We start from the raw sequence: 24,654 nt of genomic DNA, 5'->3' as shown, positions 1-24,654 counted from the left end.
GATGACCGCGGCGCTGGAGATCGTGCTGTCGGACGACGAGGTCCGCAGCGTGCTCGTCAACGTTTTCGGCGGCATCACCTCCTGTGATGCTGTCGCCACCGGTATCGTCGAGGCCCTCACCAGGCTCGACGACGCCTCCCGCCCGATCGTCGTGCGTCTCGACGGCAACAGCGTCGACGAGGGCCGCGCCATCCTCGAGGACTTCGACCACCCGCTGGTCACCGTCGTCGCGGACATGGAAGAGGCCGGGGACAAGGTGACCGAACTGGCCGCGATGACGCCGAGCGTCGCATAGCGAAAGGATCTGACATGGCAGTGCTTCTCGACGCCGACTCCCGCATCATTGTCCAGGGCATCACCGGACGGGAAGGTCGCCTGCACACCGAGCGCATGCTCGCGGCCGGCGCCCGCGTGGTCGGCGGCACCAACCCGAAGAAGGCGGGGGAGACGGTGGCCCTGGGTGGCGAGGACCTCCCGGTGTTCGCCACCGTCGCCGACGCCCGCGCGGCCACCGACGCGAACGTCTCCGTCGTCTTCGTCCCGGCGCCGTACGTCAAGGATGCGGTGATCGAGGCGATCGACGCGCAGATGCCGCTCATCGTCGTCATCACCGAGGGCGTGCCCGTCCAGGACACCGCCGAGATGCTGGCCCGCGCGGGGGACACCTCGCGGATCATCGGCCCGAACTGCCCCGGCCTCATCACCCCGGAGACGTCCCTGGCCGGCATCATCCCGGCGACGATCACCGGCTCCGGCCCGGTGGGGCTCATCTCCAAGTCGGGCACGCTGACGTACCAGATGATGAACGAGCTCTCCGACGTCGGCATCTCCACCGCGATCGGCATCGGCGGCGACCCGCTCATCGGCACCGACTTCATCGACGCCCTCACCCTCTTCGAGGGAGACGACGACACGCAGGCCATCGTCATGATCGGTGAGATCGGCGGTGACGCCGAGGAACGCGCGGCGGACTTCATCAGGAAGCACGTGAGCAAACCGGTCGTCGGCTACGTCGCCGGGTTCACCGCCCCGGAGGGCAAGACCATGGGGCACGCCGGGGCGATCGTCACCGGCTCCGTCGGTACGGCCCAGGCCAAGAAGGAGGCTCTGGAGGCGGCCGGCGTCCGGGTGGGCACGACGCCGACGGAAACCGCGGAGATCATGCGGGAGATCGTCGGGAGTATGTAGTCCGGGGCGCACAGGCCCAACCGCGGTGCGGGAGCAGGGTCTGGACTATTTCCTCAGGAGTACCGGTGGAGGAGGAACTGTGTGAACGGGCACTCCGCCACTACTCCGAGCGGGACACCTTCCTCCCGTGGGGGAGGAGACCGGGGCAGTACTGGTGGCCCTGCCTCTAACTCCTGATCATCTCCAGGTTCTTCAGCCGCACCTCGCCCTCCGCGTCGGAGGCGTCGAGGTCGACCACGGCGACCAGCTGGAAGGAGTTGTCGCCCTCCGGGTCCTTGATGATCTGCCGGGCGGTCCACTCGCGGCCGTCGCGGGTGAGGGAGAAGTAGTCGCCGCCGCGGGCGTCGGCACCGATGTCGAGGTCGGCGTACTCGTCGAAGTAGGCGTCGAGCTCGGCACCCCAGTCGGGCTTCTCGTCGCGCTCCAGGTAGTCGAGGAGATCGGCGAGGCGGTCCTCCTTCTCCCATGCGAACAGCTCGACCAGGCGCCACATGAGGTTGCGCACCATGATGGTGAACGCCCGCTGGTTGGCGGTCAGGGCCGTGGGGTCCTCGAGGCCGAAGGCGAGTTCGCGCTCCAGGTCCTCCTTGGAGATGGGGGTGTCCTCGTCGCCCATCTGGGCCCACTCGTCGATGAGCGAGGAGTCGACCTGGCGGATGAGCTCACCGAGCCACTCGATGACGTCCTCCAGCTCGTCGTTGAGCGAATCGAGGGGGACCGACTGACGCAGGGTGCGCCAGGCGTCGGTGAGGTAGCGCAGGACGACACCCTCGGAGCGGGCCAGCCCGTAGGTGGCGATGAGGTCCGAGAAGGTCATGGCGTGCTCGATCATGTCGCGCACGACCGATTTGGGGGAGAGCTCGAACTCACGGGCCCAGGGAGCGCCCTCGGTGAAGGTGTCGTAGGCGTCCTCGAGTTCCTCGGCCAGCGGCTGCGGCCAGGTGATGTCCTCGACGATGGCCATGCGCTCGGTGTAGTCGACGCCCTCGGCCTTGAGCGCGGCGATCTCCTCGCCGCGGGCCTGCTTCTGCTGGGCCTGGAGGAGGGGCCGGGGGTCGTCGAGAATGGCCTCGAACGTGGAGATGACGTCGACGGTGTAGCTCTCGGACTCCGGGTCCAGCAGCGTCAGTGCGGCCAGCGCGAAGGGGGAGAGCGGCTGGTTGAGGGCGAAGTCGCGCTGCAGCTCCTGCGTGAGGTGGTAGGGGCGGCCCTCCTCGTCGGTCCCGTCCTCAGCCTTGACCACGATGCCGGCGTTGAGGAGGCCCCTGAACAGCTCCAGGGTGTGGAGGATGTCGCGGTTCTGCTTGGCGCGGGTGTCATGGTTGGTGCGCAGCAGGTGCCTGAGGTGCTCGTAACCGTTGCCGGGGCGGGCGATGACGTTGAGCAGCATCGAGTTGGTCATGCGGAACTGCGAGCTCATCGGCTCCGGCTCAGCGACGGTGAGACGCTCGTAGGTCTTCTCCGACCAGGTGACCTCACCCTCCCGCACGGACTTGAGGCGCAGCTTCTTCAGCTTCTTCGGGTCGGATCCGGCGCGCTGGCGCAGGCGCCAGTTCTCGATCTCGTGCTCCGGGGCCTCGACGACGACGGTGCCCTCGGTGTCATAACCGGCACGGCCCGCGCGGCCGGCGATCTGGTGGAACTCACGCGACTTGAGGATGCGCTGGCGGGTGCCGTCGAATTTCGCCAGACCGGTCATGAGCACGGTGCGGATCGGCACGTTGATGCCCACGCCGAGCGTGTCGGTGCCGCAGATGACCTTGAGCAGGCCGGTCTGGGAGAGACGCTCGACCAGGCGGCGGTACTTGGGCAGCATGCCGGCGTGATGGACGCCGATGCCGCGGCGCAGGAGGCGGGAGAGGGTCCTGCCGTAGGTCGTCGTGAAGCGGAAGCTGCCGATCTCCGCGACGATCTTCTCCTTGGTCTCGTCGTCGATGATCTTCAGGCTCGTCAGCGCCTGGGCCCGCTCCGTGGCCTCACGCTGCGAGAAGTGCACCACGTAGATGGGTGCCTTGCCGTCCTCCAGCAGGTTCTCGATCGTCTCGTGCACCGGCGTGTACACGTAGGAGAAGTCCAGCGGCACCGGACGCTCCGAACCCGCCACCAGCGACGTCGTCCGGCCCGTGCGGGCGGTGAGGTCCTCCTGCAGGAAGGTCGTGTCACCGAGGGTGGCGGACATGAGCAGGAACTGCGCCTTCGGCAGCTCCAGCAGCGGCACCTGCCACGCCCAGCCCCGCTCCGGGTCGGAGTAGTAGTGGAACTCATCCATGACGACCTGGTCGATGGCGGCCTCGGCGCCGTCGCGAAGCGCGATGTTGGCCACGATCTCCGCGGTCGCCGCGATGATGGGGGCCCTGCCGTTGACGGTCGCGTCGCCGGTCATCATGCCGACGTTCTCTGGGCCGAAGATCTCGCACAGGGCGAAGAACTTCTCGCTCACCAGCGCCTTGATCGGGGCGGTGTAGAAGGAACGCTGCCCGCGGGCCATGGCGATGAAGTGCGCCGCGTTGGCCACCATCGACTTACCCGAGCCCGTCGGCGTGGCCAGGATGACGTTGTCACCGGCCAGGATGCCCAGCGCCGCCTCCTCCTGCGCGGGGTAGAGCTCGATGCCGCGCCCCCGTACCCAGGCGAGGAAGGAATCGAAGATCGATTCATCCAGCAGGCTCTCGGGGACGTCGGACAGGTCAGGCAACATTTGAGCGAGGTTCACACCTATTCACCCTAGCCGCCTGCCGCGCGGAGGAGGCCGCCCCCGGGGCCCGTTGCACCCGCACCCTCACCGTCCGGCCGTGCGGAGGCGCGGTGCCGGGTCCCCGGTGCGGGTGAAAAACACCCCGCCGACCCCGGTGATGGGGCAGGCGGGGCGGGCGGTCCTACTCGTCGTCGTCCGGGTCCTCGTCCGGCAGCTCACGCGGACCGCCGACCTCCTCGGTCCGGTTGTCCTCCTCGGTGGCGTCGAGGGCGGCGAGGAAACGTTCGAACTCCTCACCGATCTCATCGCCGGAGGGCATCTCGTGCTCACCCGGCAGCATGGCCTTCGGGTTGGAGGCGCGGTAGCGCTCCAGCTCCTCGTCGTACTGGCGCTCCAGGTGGGCGACGACCTGCTGGATCTCATGGCTGTCGTCGACCTGCTCCGCGAGCTGCTGCGCGACGCGCTCGATGTCGACCTCGATCGCGCGGAGCGGGAAGGTGAGGTCGGCGGCACGCGCCACGGCGTCCAGCAGCTCGTGGGTGGCGGCCGGGTAGGGCGACGCCGCGAGGTAGTGCGGGACGTGGGCGGTGAAGCCGGCGACGTTGAGGCCGCGCTTGTGCAGGGCACGCTCGATCATCATGGACGCCGAACCCGGCAGGACGACCTTCGAGTCATAGGTGAACATGGAGTTCACCAGCTGCGGGGTGTTGCTGTGCGCGGACACCACGAGGGGACGGGTGTGCGGCACGGCCATCGGCGCAGCGTAGAGGCAGATGGTCCGGCGCACGCCGAACTTCTCCACCAGATCGGCGACCGCCTCGGTGAAGGCCTCCCACCGCAGGTCCGGCTCGGGGCCGGAGAGCAGCAGGAAGGACCGTTCCTCGGTGTCGCGGAGCACGCGCATCCCGAGGTTGAGGTTCTCCATCCCGGTGATCTGGTGGTTGTCCATGGTTACGGCGGGGCGACGCGAACGGTAGTCGATCAGTTCGTCATTGTTGAACGACGCCAAGGGACGTGAGTCCAGGGCGGCGAGCAGGTGATCGGCGCTCGTCTCGACGGCGTGGCCTGCATCGGCGTACCCCTGCAGGGCGACGATCAGCGTCGGACCGTCCTGTGTCCCCGCACCCACCTCCGGGGCCGGGTACTCGAGCTCGTACATGCGGCGCTCATTGTCCTGCATACCCATCATCCTCCTTCGGCTCCAACGGCATACATCCGCTGCAACGCACCTCACACGGGTGTTATTCCAGTGAGGGTCCAGTCTAGCCGTACCATTCTGCCCGATCCGGTAATGGTCCGCCAGCGCGCCTCCGACGGCCTGTGGACAAGGTGGGGTTGTCCACAGGCACGGGTGCCGCTTTCCGACGTCCCCTCGCACCCCGCCCCGATCCACGGCAGTGTGCGGGTCATGACAGCAGCCACCACGACACTGAACTCACCGGGACAGATCGCCGCCAACCTGCCGGGCATCCTCGGCTTCTACCCCCACGACTCCCTCGTCTTCGTCACGTTCTCCGGGACGGACTCCCGCCACCACCTGGAACTGGGCCCGGTGCTGCGCATCGACCTGGATGACCTGGTCATGCTCCCTGACCTGGCCCGGACCATCGAGGACATGGACCCTGAGGTGGTGTTCGGATTCCTCGTGACCACCCGCCCGGACCCGGAGATCAACGAGATCATCGACACCCTCGTCGCCCTCACCCGCACCCGGATCCTGCAGCTCGACCTGGCGTGGGTGACCCGGGAGATCCTCACCGGGGAACCGGTGAGGATCGGATTCGGCCCCTACTCGGCGCTGCACGAACTCGACGGGGCCTGGACGGAGGACGTCATCGCCCCGGTGTCCGGCGCCCGGGCGATGGAGCCGCTGCTGGAGCAGGGCCAGCTGCCCGACCTCAACCGGGAGGAGACACGGGAGCATTTCCGACGCGCCAACCGCCACTTCGACGACGAGGAGTGTGAGTACCTCACCCGCTTCGCCCTGGAGCGGGCACGGGAGCTGTCACCGACGGTCTACGCCGCCTTGGCCGCCGACGCCCGCCTGCTCATCGAGGAGGCCCGGGACGTGCCGCTCGACGCCCTGCTCTCCGACGATGAGGTCCTGCTCACCGTCGCGACCCTGCTGGGCACCCTGGAGCTGCGTGACCTGCTCATCGAGGACGTGCTGCAGCAGCCGACCCCCGGCGCGCAGCTCATGCTGGCGGTGGCCCGGACGTTCACGGGCCTCATCCGCCACAACGCACTCGCGCTGTACGCGCTGTGCATGGTGGAACTGAACCTGACCATGCGCACCACCCACGCCCTGCTGGCCGTGCTGGAGGAGGACCGCAGCCACTCCCTCTCCCGCCTGCTGCTCGCGCCCGCGCAGGCCGGCGCCTTCGACTTCATGGTGAGGTCCGTGCGGGAGGGCTCCCGGATGGTGCGGGCCAACCACGGGGTGAGCGAACCGCCGCAGGAGCAGGCGGCCTAACGCCGGGCGGACCAGGCTCGGTCACCGAGCCGGCTGGTGAAGGCCCAGGCATCGGTGACGATCGTCTCCAGGTCGGTGCGGGTGGGGTTCCACCCCAGCTCCCGCCGGATGCGGTCGGAGGAGGCGATGAGCGTGGCCGGGTCACCCGCGCGCCGGGGAGCCACCTCGGCGGGGATCGGGTGGCCGGTCACCTTCCGGCACATGTCGATGACCTCGCGGACCGAGTAGCCGTCGCCGGACCCCAGGTTGTAGATCCGGTGGCGGCCCGGCTCGTTCGTCTCCAGCGCCAGGACATGGGCGTCCGCGAGATCCCGGATGTGGATGTAGTCGCGGACCGGGGTGCCGTCGGCGGTGGGCCAGTCATCACCGAACATGAAGATCTTCTCGCGGTGCCCCAGGGCCACCTGCAGGACCAGCGGGATGAGGTGCGTCTCGATCTCCCGGTTCTCGCCGATGTCACCGTAGGCGCCGGCCACGTTGAAGTATCGCAGGCTCGTCGCCGCCAGCCCGTGGGCGTGGGCGTAGGAGGTGATGATGTGGTCGATCGCCAGCTTCGACGCACCGTAGGGGTTGGTCGGCTGCGTCGGCATGTCCTCGGTGATGGGCACGACCTCCGGCTCGCCGTAGGTGGCGGCGGTGGAGGAGAACACGAGGTTGGTCACACCGGCGGCCCGCATGGCGTCGAGAAGCACGAGCGTGGTGACCACGTTGTGCTGCCAGTACTCCTCGGGCTTCTCCACGGACTCACCCACCAGCGAACGGGCGGCGAAGTGCAGCACCCCGTCGAAACCCCCCTCGTCGAGCACGGTCGCGGCGACGTCACGGAGGTCACCCTCGACCAGACGGGCCCCGGAGGGCACGGCCTCCCGGTTGCCGGTGGTGAACTGGTCGATGATGACCACCTCGTGGCCCGCCTCGAGCAGGACCTGCGCGCAGACGGAACCGACGTACCCGGCACCGCCGGTGACCAGCAGCTTCATCAGACGAGCTCCACGCGGACGGCGTGGGCGAGCTCCGGGTTGAGCTCCACGTCGGAGCCCCCGGAGGAGAGACGGATCGTACCGCCCTCATGGGTGACGGTGACCGTCGCGCCGACACCGATGCCGGCGTCGACGAGCCGGGCGAACTGCTCCAGATCCACCTGGAGGATCTCGTTGAGCTGCACGATACGGGCCTCCACCGGCTTCCCCTCGGGCAGGTCGACGACACGGATGCCGTGGTCGGCGGTGGCCGGGCCCGCAACCCCCAGGGCGTCCAGGCCCGGGATCGGGTTGCCGAAGGGGGAACGGGTGGCGTCCTCGAGGACGGCGACGACGCGCTGCTCGACGGCCTCGCTCATGACGTGCTCCCAGCGGCAGGCCTCATCGTGGACCTGGTGGATGTCCAGGCCGAGGATGTCGGTGAGCAGACGCTCGGCGAGGCGGTGCTTGCGCATGACGGCGGTGGCCAGCTCGCGGCCCTCCGGGGTCATCTCGAGGGAACGGTCCGGGCGGACGATGACGAGGTTGTCGCGCTCCATGCGCGCGACGGTCTGGCTGACGGTCGGCCCCGACTGCTCCAGGCGCTCGGCGATACGGGCCCGGAGAGGGACGATGCCCTCCTCCTCGAGCTCGTAGATCGTCCGCAGATACATTTCGGTGGTATCGACCAGATCCTTCACAGCCACAACGCCTTTCTGCAAGTCACATTGGGTAGAAGCCTACCTTAAAGGAGAACGCCCTCCCGGGGTCCGGGAGGGCGGTGTCACCCGTGTCAACGGGCATGATGCGGGTGGTCGCTCAGAGAGCGTACTCGCGGAGTCGGTCGGCGCGGTGCCCGTCACGCAGCTTGCTCATGACCTCACGCTCGATCTGGCGGACACGCTCACGGGACAGCCCGAAGCGGCGGCCGATCTGGTCCAGGGTGCGCGGCACACCGTCGTCCAGGCCGTAACGCAGGCGGATGACGTCCTGCTCGCGGTCCTCGAGGGTGCCCAGCACGGCACGGATGTCCGAGTGACGCATGGTGGCCACGACCGCCGACTCGGCGTCGGTGGCCTCGGCGTCCTCGATGAAGTCACCCAGCGGTGCCTCCTCGTCGGCGCCGACGGGCATGTCCAGGGACACCGGGTCACGGGACTGACGGAGCAGCATCTCGATGCGGGACTCCTCGATGCCGGACTCATCGGCCAGCTCCTCGTTGGTGGCCTCACGGCCCAGGTGCTGGTACATCTCGCGCTTGATGCGGGAGAGCTTGTTCACCTGCTCCACGAGGTGGACGGGGAGACGGATCGTGCGCGACTGGTCGGCCATGCCACGGGTGATGGCCTGACGGATCCACCAGGTCGCGTAAGTGGAGAACTTGAAGCCCTTGGCGTAGTCGAACTTCTCCATCGCACGGATAAGACCCAGGTTGCCCTCCTGGATGAGGTCCAGCAGCGGCATGCCGCGGCCGGTGTAACGCTTCGCCAGGGAGACGACGAGACGCAGGTTCGCCTCCAGCAGGTGCGCGCGGGCCTTGTTGCCGTCCTTCGCCAGCACCTTGAGGTCACGCTTCATGGCGCGGGTCAGCTTACGGTCCGACTCCAGCAGATGAGCGGCGTACAGTCCGACCTCGATCCGCTGGGCGAGCTCCACCTCCTCCTCCGCATTCAGCAGCGCGGTGCGCCCGATTCCGTTGAGATAAACACGAACCAGGTCCGCGGACGGGTTGTCGTTCGTCTGGCCGCGACGGCTACCGCGGTCGGTGGTCTCTACGTCAGAATCCTGCAGAGAAGGTTTAGTCATCAGGAGGCCTCCTATTTTTCGCCGGTCTTAATGAGTCAACGCTTCTGCGGCCGGTTTTGTTCCCGAAAGCCGTTCAGCACTCCACGAGCACGGTGAACGGCCCCTCGTTGACCGACGCGACCTGCATCATCGCGCCGAAGACACCCTCCTCCACGGGGATGCCCCGGTCCCGCAGACCCGCGGCGATCTTCGCCATCACCGGCTCCGCCACCTCACCCGGCGCGGCGTCCGACCAGCTGGGACGCCGTCCCTTCGCGGTCCGGCCGTGGAGGGTGAACTGGCTGACCAGCAGGACGGACTGCCCGGCCTCGGAGACACTCTGCTCCCCGTCGAGGATGCGCAGCTCCGCGATCTTGCGCACCATCGTCTCCCACGCGTCGGGGGCGTCCTCCCGGCCGACGCCCACCAGAGCCAGGAGGCCGGGGCCGATCTCGCCGACGACCTGCCCGTCGACGGTCACGGAGGCGGAGCTCACGCGCGTCAGGACGGCCTTCACAGGACCAGCTCCGCCGGCAGCACCAGACCGTGACGCACGAGGTCGACGACGGCGGGGATCGCGGACTCCAGCAGCTGCCCCTCGTCGAGGTCGTTGGCCATCGCGTAGAGGCCCACGACCTCCCCGAGGGAGAGCCCCTGCGGGTGCAGCCCGGCGACGATCGACGCCAGATGCTTGTCGACGTCGTGCGACCACCGTGGTCCGTCCGTCCGCGTCAGCCGCAGGGCGGCGGGGGCGAAACCGACGCCGGCGTCGAGGTCCGCCTGGGAGATGTCCTCCCGGGCGAGGCCCGGGCGGGCGAGGAAGGTCGCGGTGGCCAGGTCCTCCGCGGAGCGGTGCCGCAGCCAGGCGATGCGGTCGAAGTACTCGTCGATCTCGGGGCCCAGGGGATCGGTGAAGGCCTGCGGCATGGTCTCGGCCATGATGTCGGAGGGCTCGTCGCCGATCTCCCGGATGGCGACGAACCCGAAGCCGATGCCGGTCACCCCGTGGTCGGCGAAGTGGCGGAGCCAGGCCTGCGTCCGCTCCGCGGCGGCGGGGGAGCGGGGGTCGACGGACTCGTCGCGCAGCCACGTGCCCACGTAGTGCGCCGGGTCGGCGACGTCCCTCTCGATGATCCACGCCGCGACGCCGCGCCGGGGCAGCCAGGAGGCGACGCGGGAGGCCCAGGACTCCTCGTGGGTGTGCACCCAGGCGGCCAGCAGATGCGCGGTACCACCCGGGGCGAGGTGCTCCGGCGTCTGGGAGACCACCAGCTCGGAGGCACCGTCGAGGTTGAGTCCGGAGTCCCGGTAGACGTGGCCGACCTCCGGGAGACCGACGACGAACGGCGGGTTGGCCACGATGCGGTCGAAGGTCCGGCCGGCGACCGGCTCGAACCAGGCGCCCTGCAGGAGTTCCACGGGGGCGCCGGCACCTGCGAAGGTGGCGGCCGCCAGCTCGAGGGCCCGCGGATGGATGTCGGTGGCCGTGATGTGGGTGGCGACCCCCACCTGGCCGAGCGCCTGGACACCGGAGCCGGTGCCCAGGTCGAGGACGGTGTCCACCGGGGTGACCGGCGTGGACTGCAGCAGCGACAGACTCGCCGCCCCGACGCCGAGCACGTGGTCGGGGCCGGGGACGTGCTGCGTCATGGAGGCGTCGGCGTCGGAGAAGATCCAGCGGTTCTCACCCACGATGACGTGCGGGCGGATGTCCAGCACCGGGGTGACCGTGCCGGAGCGGTCGGCGCGGACGGCGCCGGCGTCGAGAAGCCGGGTGGCCAGGGAGGCACCCACCAGGTCGGCGAGGGCGGTGGCCGGGAGGGCGTCGCGGAGCACGAAGAAACGGATGAGCCGCGACAACAGGGAGTCATCGGAGGCGGCGTACCGGACGGCCGCGGGTTCGCCGCGGTGCATCGCCTCGGTGGCGTCGGGGCCCAGGTGGGCGGCGATGCCGTCGGCGGTGAACCCGGCCTCGCGGAACAGGGTGATCAGCTCGGGGGCGAGCGCGGCGAGAGTCACTTGGTGTCCTCCTCGTGGTCGATGATGTCGGATTCGCCCGTGTCCAGCTCCAGGCGCTCCGGGGCCGCCAGTTCGGCGTCCCGGGCTGCGTCGACGGCGGCGTAGTACTCGCGGGCCGCCTGCGGCTTGTAGACGTTGCGGGTGCGCTTCTCCCGGACCTCACCCTTGCCGTTCGCGATGACCACCGCGATCCACGGCAGCGGGACGGAGATGAGGAAGAGGATTCCGGAGAAGAGCCAGTCACCCAGCCACAGGTAGCTGCCGGCGCTGATGAGCAGTGCCGGGACACGGGAGAGCTGGAGCCAGGTGTACACGCGCTCACGGTGGCGCAGATTCTCGGCGGGGGAACGGCGGGCGGTGGTGATCAGTTCCGCACGGCGGCGTCGCAGCAGCTTGCGCCGACCACGGGCAGCACCGCTCCGGGAGTTGTCCGCGGGGTCCTCAACGGCGTCGTAGGTGTCCTGATCCATACAGCTCAGGGTAGCCCTGTGTGCCTTTCCGGTCAGATGTGGGGCATGATGGTTCGCGTGAAGACCAGTACGAAGACCATCGAACGCACCGACATCAGGGAAGACACCGACCTCGACGACGGCACCCCGAAGTTCTTCCACTACGTCAAGAAGAACCAGATCGTCGAATCCGCCGTGAGCGGCAACATGGTCGTCGCCCTGTGCGGCGAGACCTTCCCGGTGACCAAGCAGGCCAAGCCGGGTTCGCCGGTGTGCCCCGACTGCGAACGGATCTACAAGGGCCTGCGTCGCAAGTGAGTGGGGCCGCGAAGGGGCAGCTCCGCGCCTGGCAGCGGTCGGCGCTGACGAAGTTCCTGCTCCACAAACCGAAGGATTTCCTGGCGGTCGCGACCCCGGGCGCCGGCAAGACGACGTTCGCGCTGCGCGTGGCCACTGAACTCAAGGCCTCCCGGACCGTCGACCGCATCATCGTCGTCGTGCCCACCGAGCACCTGAAGATCCAGTGGTCCCAGGCCGCCGCCCGCGTCGGCCTGGCGCTCGACCCGCACTTCACCAACGCCTCGGCGGTCAACCCCGCCTACGACGGCGTCGTGGTGACCTACGCCCAGGTGTCCATGCACCCGTACAAGCACCACGCGGTGTGCTCGGCGAAGCGCTCCCTGGTGATCCTCGACGAGATCCACCACGGCGGTGACGCCAAGAGCTGGGGCGACGGCATCCGGGAGGCCTACGCCGACGCCGAGCACCGGCTCGCCCTGACCGGAACGCCCTTCCGCTCCGATGACGCCGCCATCCCCTTCGTCCGCTACGAGGAGGACGGCGAGGGCCACCTCGTCTCCCGCTCGGACCACACCTACGGCTACGCCGACGCGCTGGCCGACGGCGTCGTCCGCCCCGTGGTGTTCCTCGCCTACTCGGGTGAGGCCCGCTGGCGCACCTCCGCCGGCGAGGAGTACGCCGCCCGCCTGGGGGAGCCACTCAACGCGGAGCAGACGGCACGCGCCTGGAAGACGGCGCTCGACCCCAAGGGCGACTGGATCCCGGCCGTCCTGCAGGCCGCGCACACCCGCCTGCTGCAGCTGCGCAAGAACATGCCCGACGCCGGTGGCCTGGTCATCGCCACCGACACGGCCACGGCCCGTGCCTACGCGAGGATCCTGGAGAAGATGTCCACCACCCCGGTGGCCGTCATCCTCTCGGACGAGCCCGGATCCTCCCAGCGCATCGAGGACTTCTCCAACAACACCGACGAGTGGATGGTCGCCGTCCGCATGGTCTCCGAGGGCGTGGACGTCCCCCGTCTGGCCGTCGGCGTCTACGCGACCTCTGCCGCCACCCCGCTCTTCTTCGCCCAGGCCATCGGCCGTTTCGTGCGTTCCCGCATGCCCGGCGAGACCGCGTCCGTGTTCCTGCCCTCCGTGCCGGTCCTGCTGGGCCTGGCGGAGAAGCTTGAGACCTCCCGTGACCATGTCCTGGGCAAACCTGACCGCCCCCAGGAGGGCTGGGACGATGAGGCGCTCGCCGAGGCCAACCGCGAGGAGACCGAGAAGGACGAGGAGAAGGCCTACGAGTCCCTCGGCGCCGAGGCCGAACTCGACTCCCTCATCTACGACGGCTCCACCTACGGCACCGCCACCTTCGCCGGCTCCGACGAGGAGGCGGACTACCTCGGCCTCCCGGGGCTTCTCGACGCCGACCAGATGAAGGCACTCCTGCGCAAGCGGCAGGAGGAGCAGCTCGACGCCCGCGACGCCGCCGCCAAGGCCGACGAGGAGGCCCGCCAGTCCGCGGGCAACAGGGCGGCCGCCGAGCGCGTGGCCAGCGACGAGATCCCGCAGCTGCGCAAGGAGCTCAACGCCATCGTCTCCATCACCGCCGGACGCACCGGTCGCCCGCACGGCGCGATCCACACCGAGGCCCGCAACGCCTGCGGCGGACCGCCCACGGCCCTGTGCACCGCCGAGCAGCTCCGGGACCGGATCGCCTATCTGCGCCAGTGGTGACCGGCCACTTCAGCGCGGGGTGCTCCGCGCCGGGGAGCTCCAGTGGTTAGTGTGGAGTCACCACACTGACAGCACACGGAAAGTCGACGGACATGAGCAACCCCTTCACCCCCGACAACCCCCGGGACGACCAGTCCGGCCTTGACCGGTCCGGGACACCCGGGACGCCCCCGAACTACGAGGCCTACCGGTACCCCTCCGGCGGGGCGGAGGCCACTCCCTCTGTCCCCTCCGCGGAACCCGCGTACGGGGCGGGCTACGGCGGATACAGCAGTGACGTCGGCACGACCTGGGCGGTGGACGAGGAGAAGAACGGCGTCGCCCCCTGGGCCCTGGGCCTGGGCATCCTGGCGCTCGTCATGGGGCTGAGCCTCGTGGCGACGGCCTTCGCCTTCCTCGCCGGTCTGGTCGGCCTCATCGTCGGTGTCGTCGCGCTGGTGCGGGGCCGCCGCATCAACGGCCCCGGTCGTCGCACGGGCATGTCCGTCGGTGGCCTGGTGCTGTCGATCATCGCGATCGGTCTGTCCATCATCTTCTGGGTGGTGTTCGGGGTGATCATGGCGGACAGCGGCATGGCGGACTGCCTCAGCATCACGGATCCGGCGCAGCGTCAGGAGTGCGTGGAGCGGGCGATCGACACCTGGTTGAACCAGTAGACATGGGCGCCCCGATGCACCCGCCCCCGCAGAAGGTCCGTTACCTCGCCCCCGACCTGGCCCGGGGGCTGGCGCTGCTCGGCATCGCGGTGGCGAATCTCCCCACCGCCTGGGCGATCCCCCACAACGCCGACCTTGCCGCCGGGTTCGGCGGCATCTACGGCACCCCGACGCTCCTGGAGTCCCTCGCGGCGGTGTTCCACGGCATGTTCGTCCATGTGCGCGGCCTGGCGATGTTCACCACGCTGCTCGGGTTCGGTGTCGGACTGATCACCATGAGCCTGTGGCGGCGTGGTTTCCCGCCGGGGCAGGCACGGAAGGTCCTGTGGCGGCGCTACGGTCTGCTCGCCCTCATCGGTGTCGGCCACCTCGTGCTGCTCTTCTACGGCGACATCATCGTGCAGTACGCCGTGATCGCCATGGTCCTCATCGCGATGATCACCCTGCGTGACCGCACCCTCATGATCCTCGCGTGGGTGCTCCTCGGCCTGCAGCTGCTCGTCATGTCGGGGGTGGCCGTCGCGATGATGCTCTACCCGGGCATGACCGACCTGAACTTCAGCCCCGAGGACCTCCGGATCGGCAACTACGCCGAATACCTCGGCTTCAACGCCTTCGGCCTGCTGGGCACCCTGGGCAGCCTGCCGCTGGCGGCCCTCATGCTGGGGCCGCTCATGATCATCGGCTTCGTGTGGGCGCGGAGGGGGGTGCTTGTCGACGTCGACCGGCACCACCGCCTCCTCCGCATCTGGGTGGGCGTGGCTGCCGCCGTCATCCTGCTCATCGGCCTGCCCTGGGGACTGTCCTCCATCGGGGTGTTGCCGACCTCGTGGGAGACGCCGCTGTTCGTCCTCAACAACAGCTTCGGGCTGCTCACCGGCCCCGGCATCCTGGCCCTCGTGGCGCTGCTCTTCCGGGGCACCACCGACACCACCGCTACTCTGAACCCGGCGCTGCGGGCCTTCGTCGCACTCGGCCGGCGGTCGATGTCGGGCTACATCCTGCAGTCGGTGCTCTTCCTCATCCTCACCCAGCCCTTCACCCTCGGCCTCGGCCGCGAGGCCGGCATCCTGCCGCAGATGGGCATCGCCACCGGGGTGTGGCTGACCACCCTGCTCTGGGCGTACGTGTGGGACCTGCGGGGCTGGCCCGGCCCGGTCGAATGGGCCCACCGGCGTGTCAGCTACGGCCGCACGGGCCTGCCCGCCACCTACCAGGCACAGAAAAGCCCCGGTCACCGGAGGTGACCGGGGCGGCGTCGGCAAGCCTAGTCCAGGTAGTCGCGCAGCACCTGCGAACGCGAGGGGTGACGCAGCTTGGACATCGTCTTCGACTCGATCTGGCGGATGCGCTCACGCGTGACGCCGTAGACCTGGCCGATCTCGTCGAGGGTGCGCGGCATACCGTCGGTCAGGCCGAAGCGCAGGCGGACGACACCGGCCTCACGCTCGGACAGGGTCTGCAGCACATCCTGCAGCTGATCCTGCAGGAGGGTGAAGGAGACGGCGTCGACGGCGACGACAGCCTCGGAGTCCTCGATGAAGTCACCGAGCTGGGAGTCACCCTCGTCGCCGATGGTCTGGTCCAGGGAGATCGGCTCACGGGCGTACTGCTGGATCTCGAGGACCTTCTCCTCGGTGATGTCCATCTCCTTGGCCAGCTCGAGCGGGGTGGGCTCGCGGCCGAGGTCCTGGAGCAGCTCACGCTGGATACGACCCAGCTTGTTGATGACCTCCACCATGTGCACCGGGATACGGATGGTGCGGGCCTGGTCGGCCATGGCACGGGTGATGGCCTGACGGATCCACCAGGTGGCGTACGTCGAGAACTTGTAGCCCTTGGTGTAGTCGAACTTCTCGACGGCGCGGATGAGACCAAGGTTGCCCTCCTGGATGAGATCCAGGAACGCCATGCCACGGCCCGTGTACCGCTTCGCCAGGGAGACCACCAGACGGAGGTTCGCCTCCAGCAGGTGGTTCTTGGCCTTCCGGCCGTCACGGGCGATGGCACGCAGATCACGCTTGACCGCGGGGGTCAGCTTCGCGTCCTTGTCGCCGGCGGCGAAGGCCTCCTCCATCTGCTCCATGCGGTAGGTGGCGTACAGACCGGCCTCGATGCGCTTGGCCAGGGACACCTCCTGCTCCGCGTTGAGCAGGGCTACCTTGCCGATCTGCTTGAGGTAGGCGCGGACGGAGTCGGCGGAGGCGGTCAGCTCCGCATCCTTGCGGGCCTGACGGAGGGCAGCGGACTCGTCCTCGTCCCAGACGGACGCACCCTCGTCCTCTTCCTCCTCTTCCTCCTCCTCTTCCTCGTCGCCGAGCTCATCCTCGTCGAGGTTCTCCTCGTCGAAGTCCGGCTCCTCGGGCTCGAGCTCGTCGTCGAGCTCCTCCTCGAGGCCCTCGTCGTCGGTCGCAGCCTTGGTGGTGGCCTTGGTGGCCTTGCGGGCCGTCTTCTTGACGGCCTTCTTGGCTACCTTGCGCGTGGTCTTCTTCGCGACCTTGCGCGCAGTCTTCTTGGCGACCTTGCGCGCGGTCTTCTTCGCCACCTTCTTGGCGGCCTTCTTCACCGGAGTGTCGGCGGCCGACGCAGTAGTCTCTGCATTGTCGGTCGCTGCATTGCCTGAAGAATCCGTGGCTGCCACGTACGCCCTTTCGCCTAGCCAACATGAATGTGCTCGCCCCTGTACGGGGATGGGGAACCAGCCCCCGGGGACCACACTAGTGAAAATCCGCCGACGTCCACCGTCGGCATGGTCTTCACGATCAACCGCCCAGTATAGAGCAATTATTCCCGGGCGGTTCAACCACCCGGGGTCTCAGCCCGCCGGATCAGGGCGCCACGTGGGCCGCCACCGCCATGGCGGCACCCACGATCCCGGCCCGGTTACGCAGCTGCGCGGGGAAGACCGGGGCCTCCACCTCAAGCAGCGGAACCCACTTCGCATGGTCGCGGGAGATGCCGCCACCGACGATGAACGCACCGGGGTTGAGCAGACGCTCATACTCGGCGAGCACCCGCGTGACACGCTTCGCCCACTTCTTGAAGCTCAGCTCATCCCGGTCCTTCGCCGCCGAGGAGGCCCGCTCCTCCGCCTCGAAGTCACCGATCATGATGTGGCCGAGCTCGGTGTTGGGGAACAGGTGGCCGTCGATGAGCAGCGCCGAGCCGATGCCCGTGCCGAAGGTGAGGAACAGCGCCGAACCCTGTCGTGCCCGCGGATCACCGAAGGCGACCTCCGCGATGCCGGCGGCGTCGGCGTCGTTGAGCACGCTGATCTCGCGGTCGCCGAGATACCGGCCGAACAGCTCGTGAACGTCGGTGCCGATCCACGACCCGTCGATGTTCGCGGCGGTGCGGGCGACCTGCCCCTTGATCACGCTGGGCATGGTCAGGCCCACCGGGCCGTCCCACTCCGCGATGCGCACGATCTCGGCGACGGTCTCCGCCACCGCCTCAGGGGTCGCAGGCTGCGGCGTCCTGATCTTGATGCGGTCGCCGACGAACTCGCCGTTGTCCAGGTCGACGCGGGCACCCTTGATGCCGGATCCGCCGATGTCAATACCGAAGCCGATGTTGCTCATGGCGCCCAGCATACAAAGTGCGGGCACAATGGTCCCCATGACTCTTCACGATCCTGTGCAGCTCCGTGACATCGCCGTCGAGGTCGCCGTGGCCACCGGCGAACGCATCCTGGCCAAGCGGGCGGAACTCGCCGAACAGGGGGGTGGGGACATCCGGGGTTTCGCCACCACCAAGACCTCCGCGGTGGACCCGGTGACCGTCGTGGACACCCTCGCCGAGGACCACATCGTCGACCGGCTGCTCGCCCTGCGGCCCGACGACGGGATCATCGGTGAGGAGGGGAGTGAGCGGGCGTCGGCAAGCGGCGTCTCCTGGGTGGTCGACCCCATCGACGGCACCGTCAACTTCCTCTACGGCCTGCCCGAGTACGCGGTCTCCATCGCCGCCGCCGTCGACGGGGAGGTCATCGCCGGCTGCGTGGTCAACGTCCCGCGCGGGCTGGTCTACTCCGCGGCGCGCGGCCACGGGGCGACCCGTTCGGGTGCGGGGGAGGAGGTGGCACTGCGCTGCAACGCCCTCACCGATCCCGCGCTGGCGCTGGTGGCGACCGGTTTCTCCTACTCCGCCGCCTGGCGTGCCCAGCAGGCGGCGCTGTTGACGACCGTGCTGCCGCAGGTCCGCGACATCCGCCGCATGGGGGCCGCCGCGCTCGACTTCTGCCGCGTCGCCGAAGGCACCGTCGACGCCTTCTACGAACACGGACTGCACTGCTGGGATTTCGCCGCCGGCGCCCTCATCGCGCGGGAGGCGGGCGCGGTGGTGCACACCCCCCGCCTGTCGACGCCCGGGTCCGCCGGTGAGGCCGTCTCCGCGGCCGCCGGGCAGCTTGCCGACGCATGGCAGGAACTCATCACCGACGCCGGTGTGCTCACCCCGCTCACAGGCCGCTGAAAACTCCGGGTAAACCCCAGGAAACACCCCCGCGAACTGGGAGTATGACAGGCGGGGAATTCTGGCTTAATATGCGGCACGACACTAGGCACATCGACCGTGGACCGCGGACGATCTACACGTGAAGGATGCACGAGTTATGGCGACTGATTACGACGCACCGCGCCGCCGAGTAGAGGACGAGCTCGACACCGACTCCCTCGAGGGCCTGAAGGCCGCCGAGAGCCAGAGCCCCGGCATCGACGACGACGGCGAAATCGTCGAGCCCTTCGACCTCCCGGCCGTGGATCTGTCCGGCGAGGAGCTCAACGTCACCGTCGTGCCGAAGCAGGCCGACGAGTTCACCTGCGCGGAGTGCTTCCTGGTGCAGCGTCGTAACCGTGTCGCCTACACCCAGGACGACGGTTCCGAGGTCTGCCTGGACTGCGCCTAGAACCCCGGCTCCTCCCGGGAACAGGGAAAGCGCCTGCCCACCATCCGGTGGACAGGCGCTTTCTCCGTCTTCTCAGGGGGCGTCACCGCTCGAGGTGCGCCAGCGAGGTGTCCGTCTGCTCGGGCAGGTACGCCCGGAGCAGCGCCTCGGGGTTGCGGGTGCTCACCAGCCAGTAGGGGGTGGGGTCCTGCGGATCGTCGAGGACCAGCATCACCATCTCGTGGATCCAGCCGTGCGAGGCGACGAAGGCGGCGGGGTCGAGCTGACGGCCCATCGCGTTGCGCTTCGCCGTCGCGGGCACAGCCAGGGAACGGGACACCACGGTGTGCGGCAGGTTCGCGGACTTCACCGACAACCAGCGCGTGCCGTCCGGGTCCTCCTCCACGGTGAGCACCGTCGACGACCAGCTCAGCAGGATCCACACCGCGATCGCCGACAAGACGACCAGCGGCACGATCAGCCACATGATCGTGCGGTTGTGGTAGAGCTGCATCGAGGTCAGCACCACGAGGAAAGCCGCCAGGAACCACCAGTAGAGCGGAACCCACTGGCGCTCACGGTAGAGCGTGCGGACGGGGGAAGCGGAAGCGGAACCGGTGTCACTCACGATTCACCACTCTAACCCATGGGTAGATTGGGGCCCGTGACGTACATGAGTGAATTCAGCCCGGTCCGCATCACCCGACTGGACAAGGACCTGCCCCTTCCCGCCCGCGCCCACCGGGGTGACGCCGGCGTCGACCTCTACGCGACCACCGACGTGACCCTCGCCCCGGGGGAGCGGCAGCTCGTCGGCACCGGCATCGCGCTGGCCCTGCCGCTGGGCACCGTGGGACTCATCCACCCGCGTTCCGGACTGGCGGCGAAGCAGGGACTGAGCATCGTCAACGCACCCGGCACGGTCGACGCCGACTACCGGGGGGAGATCAAGGTGTCCCTCATCAACCTGGACCCGCACACCCCGGTCGAGATCACCCGCGGCATGCGCATCGCGCAGCTGGTGATCCAGCGGGTCGAGCTCGTCGACTTCGTGGAGGTGGAGGAACTCGACACCACCGAGCGGGGAACCGGAGGCCACGGCTCGACCGGAGTGCACTAGCCACTAGTACAGTGGGCCGAAACACAACCTCAAGGAGACGATGACTCATGGCACTGTGGCCATTCGGCAAGAAGCAGGACCAGCCGCACGACACCGGGACAGCCGAGGAGGCCGAGTCCACCTACGAGGAGCCCACCCCGGAGGTCCCGGAGAGCGTGGAGCCGCAGGCCGTCGACGGTGACACCGGCCCCTTCGACGGTGACACGGTCAACATCGCGGAGTTCGACTTCAGCGACTTCTCGCTCGGCATCCTCGACCTCGGGTCGATGCGCATCCCGCTGCCGAAGACCTCCCAGGTGCAGGTCGAGATGGGTGAGCAGGGGCCGAAGATGGTCCACATCGTCACCGAGTTCGGCCGGATCACCCCCGTCGTCTTCGCCGCCCCGACCTCCGCCGGCCAGTGGGCCGAGGCCAGCGAGCTGATCGTCCAGGGCATGACCGCCGACGGTCTCACCGTGGAGGTCGAGCAGGGCCCGTGGGGTCCCGAGGTCGTCGGCAGCGGCAAGCACGGCACGATCCGCGTCATCGGCGTCGAGGGGCCGCGCTGGATGGTCCGCATGACCACCACCGCCCCCACCGGCCGGGAGGAGGGTCTGCGTGACCTCGCCCGTGAGGTCACCGCCCGCACCTTCGTCTACCGCGGCGACGAGCCGATCCTGGCCGGCAACTCCCTGCCCGTCGTGCTGCCGAAGCAGCTGGTGTCCCAGGTGCAGCAGGCGATGGAGCAGCGGGCCGCCGACATCCGCCAGGCCCAGGCGAACCAGGCCCAGGCGGCGCAGGGGACCCCGGAGGAGGAGCAGGCCATCGACGACACCGCTTCCGCCCTGCGTGATCTGGCTGACGGATCGGCCACTGAGACCACGGAGACCACCGACACCACCGACAAGTAGCGGCGTGTAAGGTCTGATTCTTCTCTTCTCAACCACCCAAGGAGCACTTCTGTGACCGAACTCGAGATCACCCGCATGGCGCACGGCGGCGAAGGCATCGCCGAGCTGGACGGGCGGGTCGTCTTCGTGCGCGGCGCGTACCCCGGCGACGTCGTCGAGGTGTCCATCACGCAGGACAAGAAGCGCTTCGCCCGCGCCGAGGTCGTCAGCGTGACCACCCCCGGTCCGCTCCGCGTCGACCAGGCCTGCCCGGCGGCTGCCGCGGGAGCCGGCTGCTGTGACTTCGGTGATCTGGATCCGGCGGCGGAGACGCAGCTGAAGGCCGACATCCTGCTGGGGCAGCTCACCCGCCTCGGCAGGGTCGCCGAGCCGCCGACCCCGGAGCTCCACCCGCTGGAGCCGGTGCGTGGGTGGCGGACGCGGGTGCGGTTGGGTGTCGACAAGCAGGGGCGTGCCGGATTCCGGGCGAAGAACTCCCACGAGATCATCCCGGTCGCCTGCACCCAGGTCGTGCCGGGGCTGCTGGACGGTCTCCTCGAGGAGACGTACACGCCCGGCGCCGAGATCGTCGCCGTCCTGGACTCGACGGGGGAGCGTCACGTCGTGGAGACCCGTCGTGCCCCGCGCGGTCGTCGCGTGGAGAAGGTGCAGCAGGTGCTGGAGGGTTCCGGCACGGTCACCGAGCGTGCCGACGACCACACGTTCCGCTTCCCGGCCACCGCCTTCTGGCAAGCCCACAGCGCCGCCCCGGACGCCTACACCGGCCTGGTGCGGGAGTGGCTCGCGGACCTGGAGCCGGCCGGGAAGGACGGGAACGCCGTCGGCTGGGACCTCTACGGCGGTGTCGGCCTGTTTGTGCCCGCCCTGGCGGACGCCCTCGGTGAGGGGGCCGTCATCCACTCCGTCGACTACTCGCCGGCCGCGGCGAAGCTGACGCAGGAGGCGCTGGAGGGGTACGTCGTCGAGAAGCACAACAAGATGGTGGAGAAGGCGATCGGCAACCTCCCGGCACCGCGTGTCGTGGTGCTCGACCCGCCGCGCACGGGCGCGGGGGATGACGTGGTGGCGGGCGTCGCGAAGCAGAATCCGGAACGGGTCATCCACGTCGGCTGTGATCCCGCGACCTTCTCGCGGGACGTCGCCGCATGGGGTGAGCAGGGCTACCGTGTGGCGCGGCTGGCGGTGCTCAACGCTTTCCCCGGAACACACCACTTCGAGGTCATGGCGGAACTGACACGCTGATTCGGGGCAGGATATTGTCCGGGTAAGATGATCGGAACCCCGGTCGGACAAGGTTGAAGGAGTCGAGCAGACAACGATGGGAATTCTCAGTGGACTGTCGTCGCCCGCCGATCTCAGGCACCTCAGCGTGGCACAGCTTGAGGAACTGGCGGACGAGATCAGGCAGCTGCTCGTGGAGAAGGTGTCCGCGACCGGTGGGCACCTCGGCCCCAACCTCGGCGTCGTCGAGCTGACGATCGCGCTGCACCGCATCTTCGAGTCCCCCGAGGACCCGATCATCTTCGACACCTCGCACCAGTCCTACGTGCACAAGATCCTCACCGGACGGGCCGACGCCTTCGACACCCTGCGTCAGCGGGGCGGCATCTCCGGCTACACCGCCCGCGGCGAGTCCGAGCACGACTGGACCGAGTCCTCCCACGCCTCCGCCGCCCTGTCCTACGCCGACGGCATGGCGAAGGCCTTCCAGCTCACCGGACGCAGCGAACGCAAGGTCGTCGCCGTCGTCGGTGACGGCGCCCTCACCGGCGGCATGTGCTGGGAGGCGCTCAACAACATCGCCTCCGGCCAGGACCGCAACGTGGTCATCGTGGTCAACGACAACGGCCGCTCCTACTCACCGACCATCGGCGGCTTCGCCGACAACCTGGCCCGCCTCCGCATGGAACGCTCCTACGACGAGTTCATGGAGCACGGCAAGAAGACCCTCAAGTCGATGGGCTGGGTCGGGGAGCGCACCTTCGAGGCGCTCTCCGCGGTGAAGGAGGGTGTGAAGTCCCACATCATCCCGACCGAGATGTTCCCCGAGCTCAACATGAAGTACGTCGGCCCCGTCAAGGGCCACGACCTCAAGTCGCTGCTCCACGCCCTGACCTACGCCCGCAACTACGACGGCCCGATCATCGTCCACGCCGTCACCGAGAAGGGCCACGGCTACGCACCCGCCGTCAATGACCTCGCCGACCAGATGCACGCCACCGGCGTCATCGACCCGCTCACCGGAGTGTCCCTGAGCCAGGCGCAGCCGGACTGGACGAGCGTGTTCACCGACGCCGTGCTCGACGCCGCGGAACGACGCGAGGACATCGTAGCCATCACCGCCGCCATGGCCGGCCCCACCGGACTGGCGCCCTTCTCCGAGAAATTCCCGGACCGCTTCTTCGACGTCGGCATCGCCGAGCAGCACGCCGTCACCTCGGCCGCCGGCCTCGCGCTGGCGGGCATGCATCCCGTCGTGGCGATCTACTCGACATTCCTCAACCGCGCCTTCGACCAGCTGCTCATGGACGTTGCGCTCCTCAACCTCCCCGTCACCCTCGTCCTCGACCGCTCCGGCGTCACCGGCCCCGACGGCGCCTCCCACAACGGCGTCTGGGACATGGCGCTGACCAGCATCGTCCCCGGCGTCCGCATCGCGGCACCCCGCGACGGTGCACAGCTGCGCACGCTTTTTGACGACTGCCTCGACATCCAGGACGGCCCCACCGTCATCCGCTACCCCAAGGGCGCTCTCCCCACCGAGATCCCCGCCCTCATGCAGCTCGAGGACGGCGTGGACATGCTCCACTACAGCGACGCCGCCGAGGACGGCCTCGACGTGCTCATCGTCGCCGTCGGCTCCTTCGCCGACGTGGCCCTCGAGGTCGCCGCCTCACTCGAGCCGCTCGGCGTCAACGTCACCGTCGTCGACCCACGCTGGATTGTCCCGGTCCCGGCCTCCCTCATCGGCCTGGCCGACGACCACGACCTCGTGGTGGTCATCGAGGACGGCATCGTCCGCGGCGGTGTCGGTTCCCTCCTGTCCGAGGTGCTCTCCGCCGCCGAGGTGGACACCCCGCTGCGTCGACTCGGCTTCCCCTCCGTCTTCCCGATGCACAGCTCCCGCTCGGAGCTGCTCGCCGAGGTCGGCCTCGACCACGACGGCATCTTCACGTCGATCAGCGGCTGGCTCGAGGGACTCGTCGAAGGGTAGTTGTCAAGCGCTGCTCCGCGGGGAGCGGCGTTTCTGTGGATAACAGGGGGTTGTCCACAGGCCGGCGTTTCTGCTTCTCGACGGAAGGTCGACGGGGGTTTATCGTCCGGGGCATGCAGATCATCGAGATGTTCCGCGCGCTGCGTGGCATGCCGGTCCTGGAGGCACTAACCTCCGGTGAGGTGACCGAAGCCGGCCTCGCTGATCTCGGCTTCCGGGACGCCGGAGCATGGGAAAAACTCGCCGGCGTCTACTTCGGCCCGACCCGTCACCGGAAACTCCAGACCGCCGCGCGGG

Annotated in this window: 24 protein-coding genes and 1 pseudogene; 14 read left to right on the top strand and 11 right to left on the bottom strand. The window is 68.8% G+C overall.

Features of this window, described 5'->3' with window-relative positions; all coding sequences use genetic code 11:
• A pseudogene (locus GXZ33_RS09795) lies at positions 1-295 on the top strand (succinate--CoA ligase subunit beta); the annotation flags it as partial.
• Between the two features lie 14 nt (positions 296-309).
• Positions 310-1,188 (top strand): succinate--CoA ligase subunit alpha, encoded by an 879-nt coding sequence (gene sucD / locus GXZ33_RS09790; protein ID WP_291340849.1) that lies wholly within the window; start codon positions 310-312, stop codon positions 1,186-1,188.
• A 166-nt stretch (positions 1,189-1,354) separates the two neighbouring features.
• Here sucD and GXZ33_RS09785 read toward each other — a convergent pair whose 3' ends face one another.
• Both GXZ33_RS09785 and GXZ33_RS09780 read right to left on the bottom strand, forming a co-directional pair.
• Positions 1,355-3,886 (bottom strand): DEAD/DEAH box helicase, encoded by a 2,532-nt coding sequence (locus tag GXZ33_RS09785; protein WP_291340848.1) that lies wholly within the window; start codon positions 3,884-3,886, stop codon positions 1,355-1,357.
• Between the two features lie 178 nt (positions 3,887-4,064).
• On the bottom strand, positions 4,065-5,063 hold the full coding sequence (locus GXZ33_RS09780; protein WP_291340847.1) for a PAC2 family protein: 999 nt from the start codon (positions 5,061-5,063) through the stop codon (positions 4,065-4,067).
• Between the two features lie 228 nt (positions 5,064-5,291).
• On the opposite strand from GXZ33_RS09780, the gene GXZ33_RS09775 reads away from it, so the two are divergent.
• Complete coding sequence (locus tag GXZ33_RS09775; protein WP_291340846.1) at positions 5,292-6,356, top strand: DUF4192 domain-containing protein; 1,065 nt, start codon at positions 5,292-5,294, stop codon at positions 6,354-6,356.
• Here the strand turns inward: GXZ33_RS09775 and galE are convergent.
• The 6 genes from galE to GXZ33_RS09745 all read right to left on the bottom strand — a co-directional run bounded on the left by galE (position 6,353) and on the right by GXZ33_RS09745 (position 11,589).
• Positions 6,353-7,336 (bottom strand): UDP-glucose 4-epimerase GalE, encoded by a 984-nt coding sequence (gene galE, locus GXZ33_RS09770; protein WP_291340845.1) that lies wholly within the window; start codon positions 7,334-7,336, stop codon positions 6,353-6,355. The genes GXZ33_RS09775 and galE overlap by 4 nt on opposite strands.
• Positions 7,336-8,016 carry an iron dependent repressor, metal binding and dimerization domain protein gene (locus GXZ33_RS09765; protein ID WP_291340851.1) on the bottom strand — a complete coding sequence of 227 codons (681 nt, stop codon included), beginning with the start codon at positions 8,014-8,016 and terminating at the stop codon, positions 7,336-7,338. Before GXZ33_RS09765 ends, galE begins: the two co-directional genes overlap by 1 nt.
• 118 nt (positions 8,017-8,134) lie before the next feature.
• Positions 8,135-9,121 carry a sigma-70 family RNA polymerase sigma factor gene (locus GXZ33_RS09760; protein WP_291340844.1) on the bottom strand — a complete coding sequence of 329 codons (987 nt, stop codon included), beginning with the start codon at positions 9,119-9,121 and terminating at the stop codon, positions 8,135-8,137.
• Between the two features lie 73 nt (positions 9,122-9,194).
• Positions 9,195-9,617, bottom strand: a complete 423-nt coding sequence (gene dtd, locus GXZ33_RS09755) for a D-aminoacyl-tRNA deacylase (RefSeq protein WP_291340843.1) — start codon at positions 9,615-9,617, stop codon at positions 9,195-9,197.
• Positions 9,614-11,119, bottom strand: a complete 1,506-nt coding sequence (locus GXZ33_RS09750) for a class I SAM-dependent methyltransferase (RefSeq protein WP_291340842.1) — start codon at positions 11,117-11,119, stop codon at positions 9,614-9,616. Before GXZ33_RS09750 ends, dtd begins: the two co-directional genes overlap by 4 nt.
• Positions 11,116-11,589, bottom strand: coding sequence for a DUF3099 domain-containing protein (locus GXZ33_RS09745; RefSeq protein WP_291340841.1), 474 nt, complete (start codon positions 11,587-11,589; stop codon positions 11,116-11,118). The genes GXZ33_RS09750 and GXZ33_RS09745 overlap by 4 nt, the downstream gene beginning before the upstream one ends.
• Positions 11,590-11,646: 57 nt before the next feature.
• Between GXZ33_RS09745 and GXZ33_RS09740 the strand changes: the two genes are divergently transcribed.
• The 4 genes from GXZ33_RS09740 to GXZ33_RS09725 all read left to right on the top strand — a co-directional run bounded on the left by GXZ33_RS09740 (position 11,647) and on the right by GXZ33_RS09725 (position 15,495).
• Positions 11,647-11,886, top strand: coding sequence for a DUF3039 domain-containing protein (locus GXZ33_RS09740; protein ID WP_291340840.1), 240 nt, complete (start codon positions 11,647-11,649; stop codon positions 11,884-11,886).
• On the top strand, positions 11,883-13,592 hold the full coding sequence (locus GXZ33_RS09735) for a DEAD/DEAH box helicase (protein WP_291340839.1): 1,710 nt from the start codon (positions 11,883-11,885) through the stop codon (positions 13,590-13,592). The genes GXZ33_RS09740 and GXZ33_RS09735 overlap by 4 nt, the downstream gene beginning before the upstream one ends.
• A 92-nt stretch (positions 13,593-13,684) precedes the next feature.
• Positions 13,685-14,248, top strand: a complete 564-nt coding sequence (locus GXZ33_RS09730) for a DUF4190 domain-containing protein (protein ID WP_291340838.1) — start codon at positions 13,685-13,687, stop codon at positions 14,246-14,248.
• Between the two features lie 2 nt (positions 14,249-14,250).
• A complete protein-coding gene (locus tag GXZ33_RS09725) occupies positions 14,251-15,495 on the top strand; it encodes a DUF418 domain-containing protein (RefSeq protein ID WP_291340837.1) in 1,245 nt (414 codons plus the stop codon).
• Positions 15,496-15,515: 20 nt separating this feature from the next.
• Here the strand turns inward: GXZ33_RS09725 and GXZ33_RS09720 are convergent, their stop codons facing one another.
• The gene (locus GXZ33_RS09720; protein ID WP_291340836.1) at positions 15,516-16,889 is read right to left on the bottom strand and encodes an RNA polymerase sigma factor; all 1,374 of its coding nucleotides are present in this window, start codon (positions 16,887-16,889) and stop codon (positions 15,516-15,518) included.
• Between the two features lie 187 nt (positions 16,890-17,076).
• Positions 17,077-17,829 (bottom strand): polyphosphate--glucose phosphotransferase, encoded by a 753-nt coding sequence (ppgK, locus tag GXZ33_RS09715; protein WP_291340835.1) that lies wholly within the window; start codon positions 17,827-17,829, stop codon positions 17,077-17,079.
• A 37-nt stretch (positions 17,830-17,866) separates the two neighbouring features.
• Here ppgK and GXZ33_RS09710 point away from each other — a divergent pair, with 37 nt between their 5' ends.
• Complete coding sequence (locus GXZ33_RS09710) at positions 17,867-18,721, top strand: inositol monophosphatase family protein (protein WP_291340834.1); 855 nt, start codon at positions 17,867-17,869, stop codon at positions 18,719-18,721.
• 139 nt (positions 18,722-18,860) lie between these two features.
• Entirely contained in the window at positions 18,861-19,154 is a 294-nt protein-coding gene (locus GXZ33_RS09705) for a DUF4193 domain-containing protein (protein WP_291340833.1), read from the top strand.
• A gap of 82 nt (positions 19,155-19,236) precedes the next feature.
• Here GXZ33_RS09705 and GXZ33_RS09700 read toward each other — a convergent pair whose 3' ends face one another.
• A complete protein-coding gene (locus GXZ33_RS09700; RefSeq protein ID WP_291340832.1) occupies positions 19,237-19,761 on the bottom strand; it encodes a DUF3093 domain-containing protein in 525 nt (174 codons plus the stop codon).
• Between the two features lie 45 nt (positions 19,762-19,806).
• Between GXZ33_RS09700 and dut the strand changes: the two genes are divergently transcribed.
• The 5 genes from dut to GXZ33_RS09675 form a co-directional block, all read left to right on the top strand.
• Positions 19,807-20,253, top strand: a complete 447-nt coding sequence (gene dut, locus GXZ33_RS09695) for a dUTP diphosphatase (protein WP_291340850.1) — start codon at positions 19,807-19,809, stop codon at positions 20,251-20,253.
• Between the two features lie 47 nt (positions 20,254-20,300).
• Positions 20,301-21,143, top strand: coding sequence for a DUF3710 domain-containing protein (locus GXZ33_RS09690; RefSeq protein WP_291340831.1), 843 nt, complete (start codon positions 20,301-20,303; stop codon positions 21,141-21,143).
• Positions 21,144-21,194: 51 nt separating this feature from the next.
• Positions 21,195-22,385 (top strand): TRAM domain-containing protein, encoded by a 1,191-nt coding sequence (locus GXZ33_RS09685; protein ID WP_291340830.1) that lies wholly within the window; start codon positions 21,195-21,197, stop codon positions 22,383-22,385.
• A gap of 76 nt (positions 22,386-22,461) precedes the next feature.
• A complete protein-coding gene (gene dxs, locus GXZ33_RS09680; RefSeq protein WP_291340829.1) occupies positions 22,462-24,357 on the top strand; it encodes a 1-deoxy-D-xylulose-5-phosphate synthase in 1,896 nt (631 codons plus the stop codon).
• Between the two features lie 113 nt (positions 24,358-24,470).
• Positions 24,471-24,654: hypothetical protein (locus GXZ33_RS09675; RefSeq protein WP_291340828.1), on the top strand; the 184-nt coding region annotated here is incomplete at its 3' end.

The sequence above is a fragment of the Corynebacterium sp. genome, from assembly GCF_012838985.1.
Lineage (GTDB): Bacteria > Actinomycetota > Actinomycetes > Mycobacteriales > Mycobacteriaceae > Corynebacterium.
Note: the sequence above shows the minus strand (reverse complement) of the source record. Positions and strands in the feature narration are given on the sequence as shown.

Coding starts and splice junctions, on each gene's coding strand:
- GXZ33_RS09745 (WP_291340841.1), bottom strand. CDS start 11,589: ATGGATCAGGACACCTACGACGCCGTTGAGGACCCCGCGGACAACTCC.
- GXZ33_RS09775 (WP_291340846.1), top strand. CDS start 5,292: ATGACAGCAGCCACCACGACACTGAACTCACCGGGACAGATCGCCGCC.
- dut (WP_291340850.1), top strand. CDS start 19,807: ATGAGTGAATTCAGCCCGGTCCGCATCACCCGACTGGACAAGGACCTG.
- GXZ33_RS09710 (WP_291340834.1), top strand. CDS start 17,867: ATGACTCTTCACGATCCTGTGCAGCTCCGTGACATCGCCGTCGAGGTC.
- ppgK (WP_291340835.1), bottom strand. CDS start 17,829: ATGAGCAACATCGGCTTCGGTATTGACATCGGCGGATCCGGCATCAAG.
- dxs (WP_291340829.1), top strand. CDS start 22,462: ATGGGAATTCTCAGTGGACTGTCGTCGCCCGCCGATCTCAGGCACCTC.
- GXZ33_RS09705 (WP_291340833.1), top strand. CDS start 18,861: ATGGCGACTGATTACGACGCACCGCGCCGCCGAGTAGAGGACGAGCTC.
- GXZ33_RS09730 (WP_291340838.1), top strand. CDS start 13,685: ATGAGCAACCCCTTCACCCCCGACAACCCCCGGGACGACCAGTCCGGC.
- GXZ33_RS09690 (WP_291340831.1), top strand. CDS start 20,301: ATGGCACTGTGGCCATTCGGCAAGAAGCAGGACCAGCCGCACGACACC.
- GXZ33_RS09785 (WP_291340848.1), bottom strand. CDS start 3,886: ATGTTGCCTGACCTGTCCGACGTCCCCGAGAGCCTGCTGGATGAATCG.
- GXZ33_RS09725 (WP_291340837.1), top strand. CDS start 14,251: ATGGGCGCCCCGATGCACCCGCCCCCGCAGAAGGTCCGTTACCTCGCC.
- GXZ33_RS09760 (WP_291340844.1), bottom strand. CDS start 9,121: ATGACTAAACCTTCTCTGCAGGATTCTGACGTAGAGACCACCGACCGC.
- galE (WP_291340845.1), bottom strand. CDS start 7,336: ATGAAGCTGCTGGTCACCGGCGGTGCCGGGTACGTCGGTTCCGTCTGC.
- GXZ33_RS09780 (WP_291340847.1), bottom strand. CDS start 5,063: ATGCAGGACAATGAGCGCCGCATGTACGAGCTCGAGTACCCGGCCCCG.
- sucD (WP_291340849.1), top strand. CDS start 310: ATGGCAGTGCTTCTCGACGCCGACTCCCGCATCATTGTCCAGGGCATC.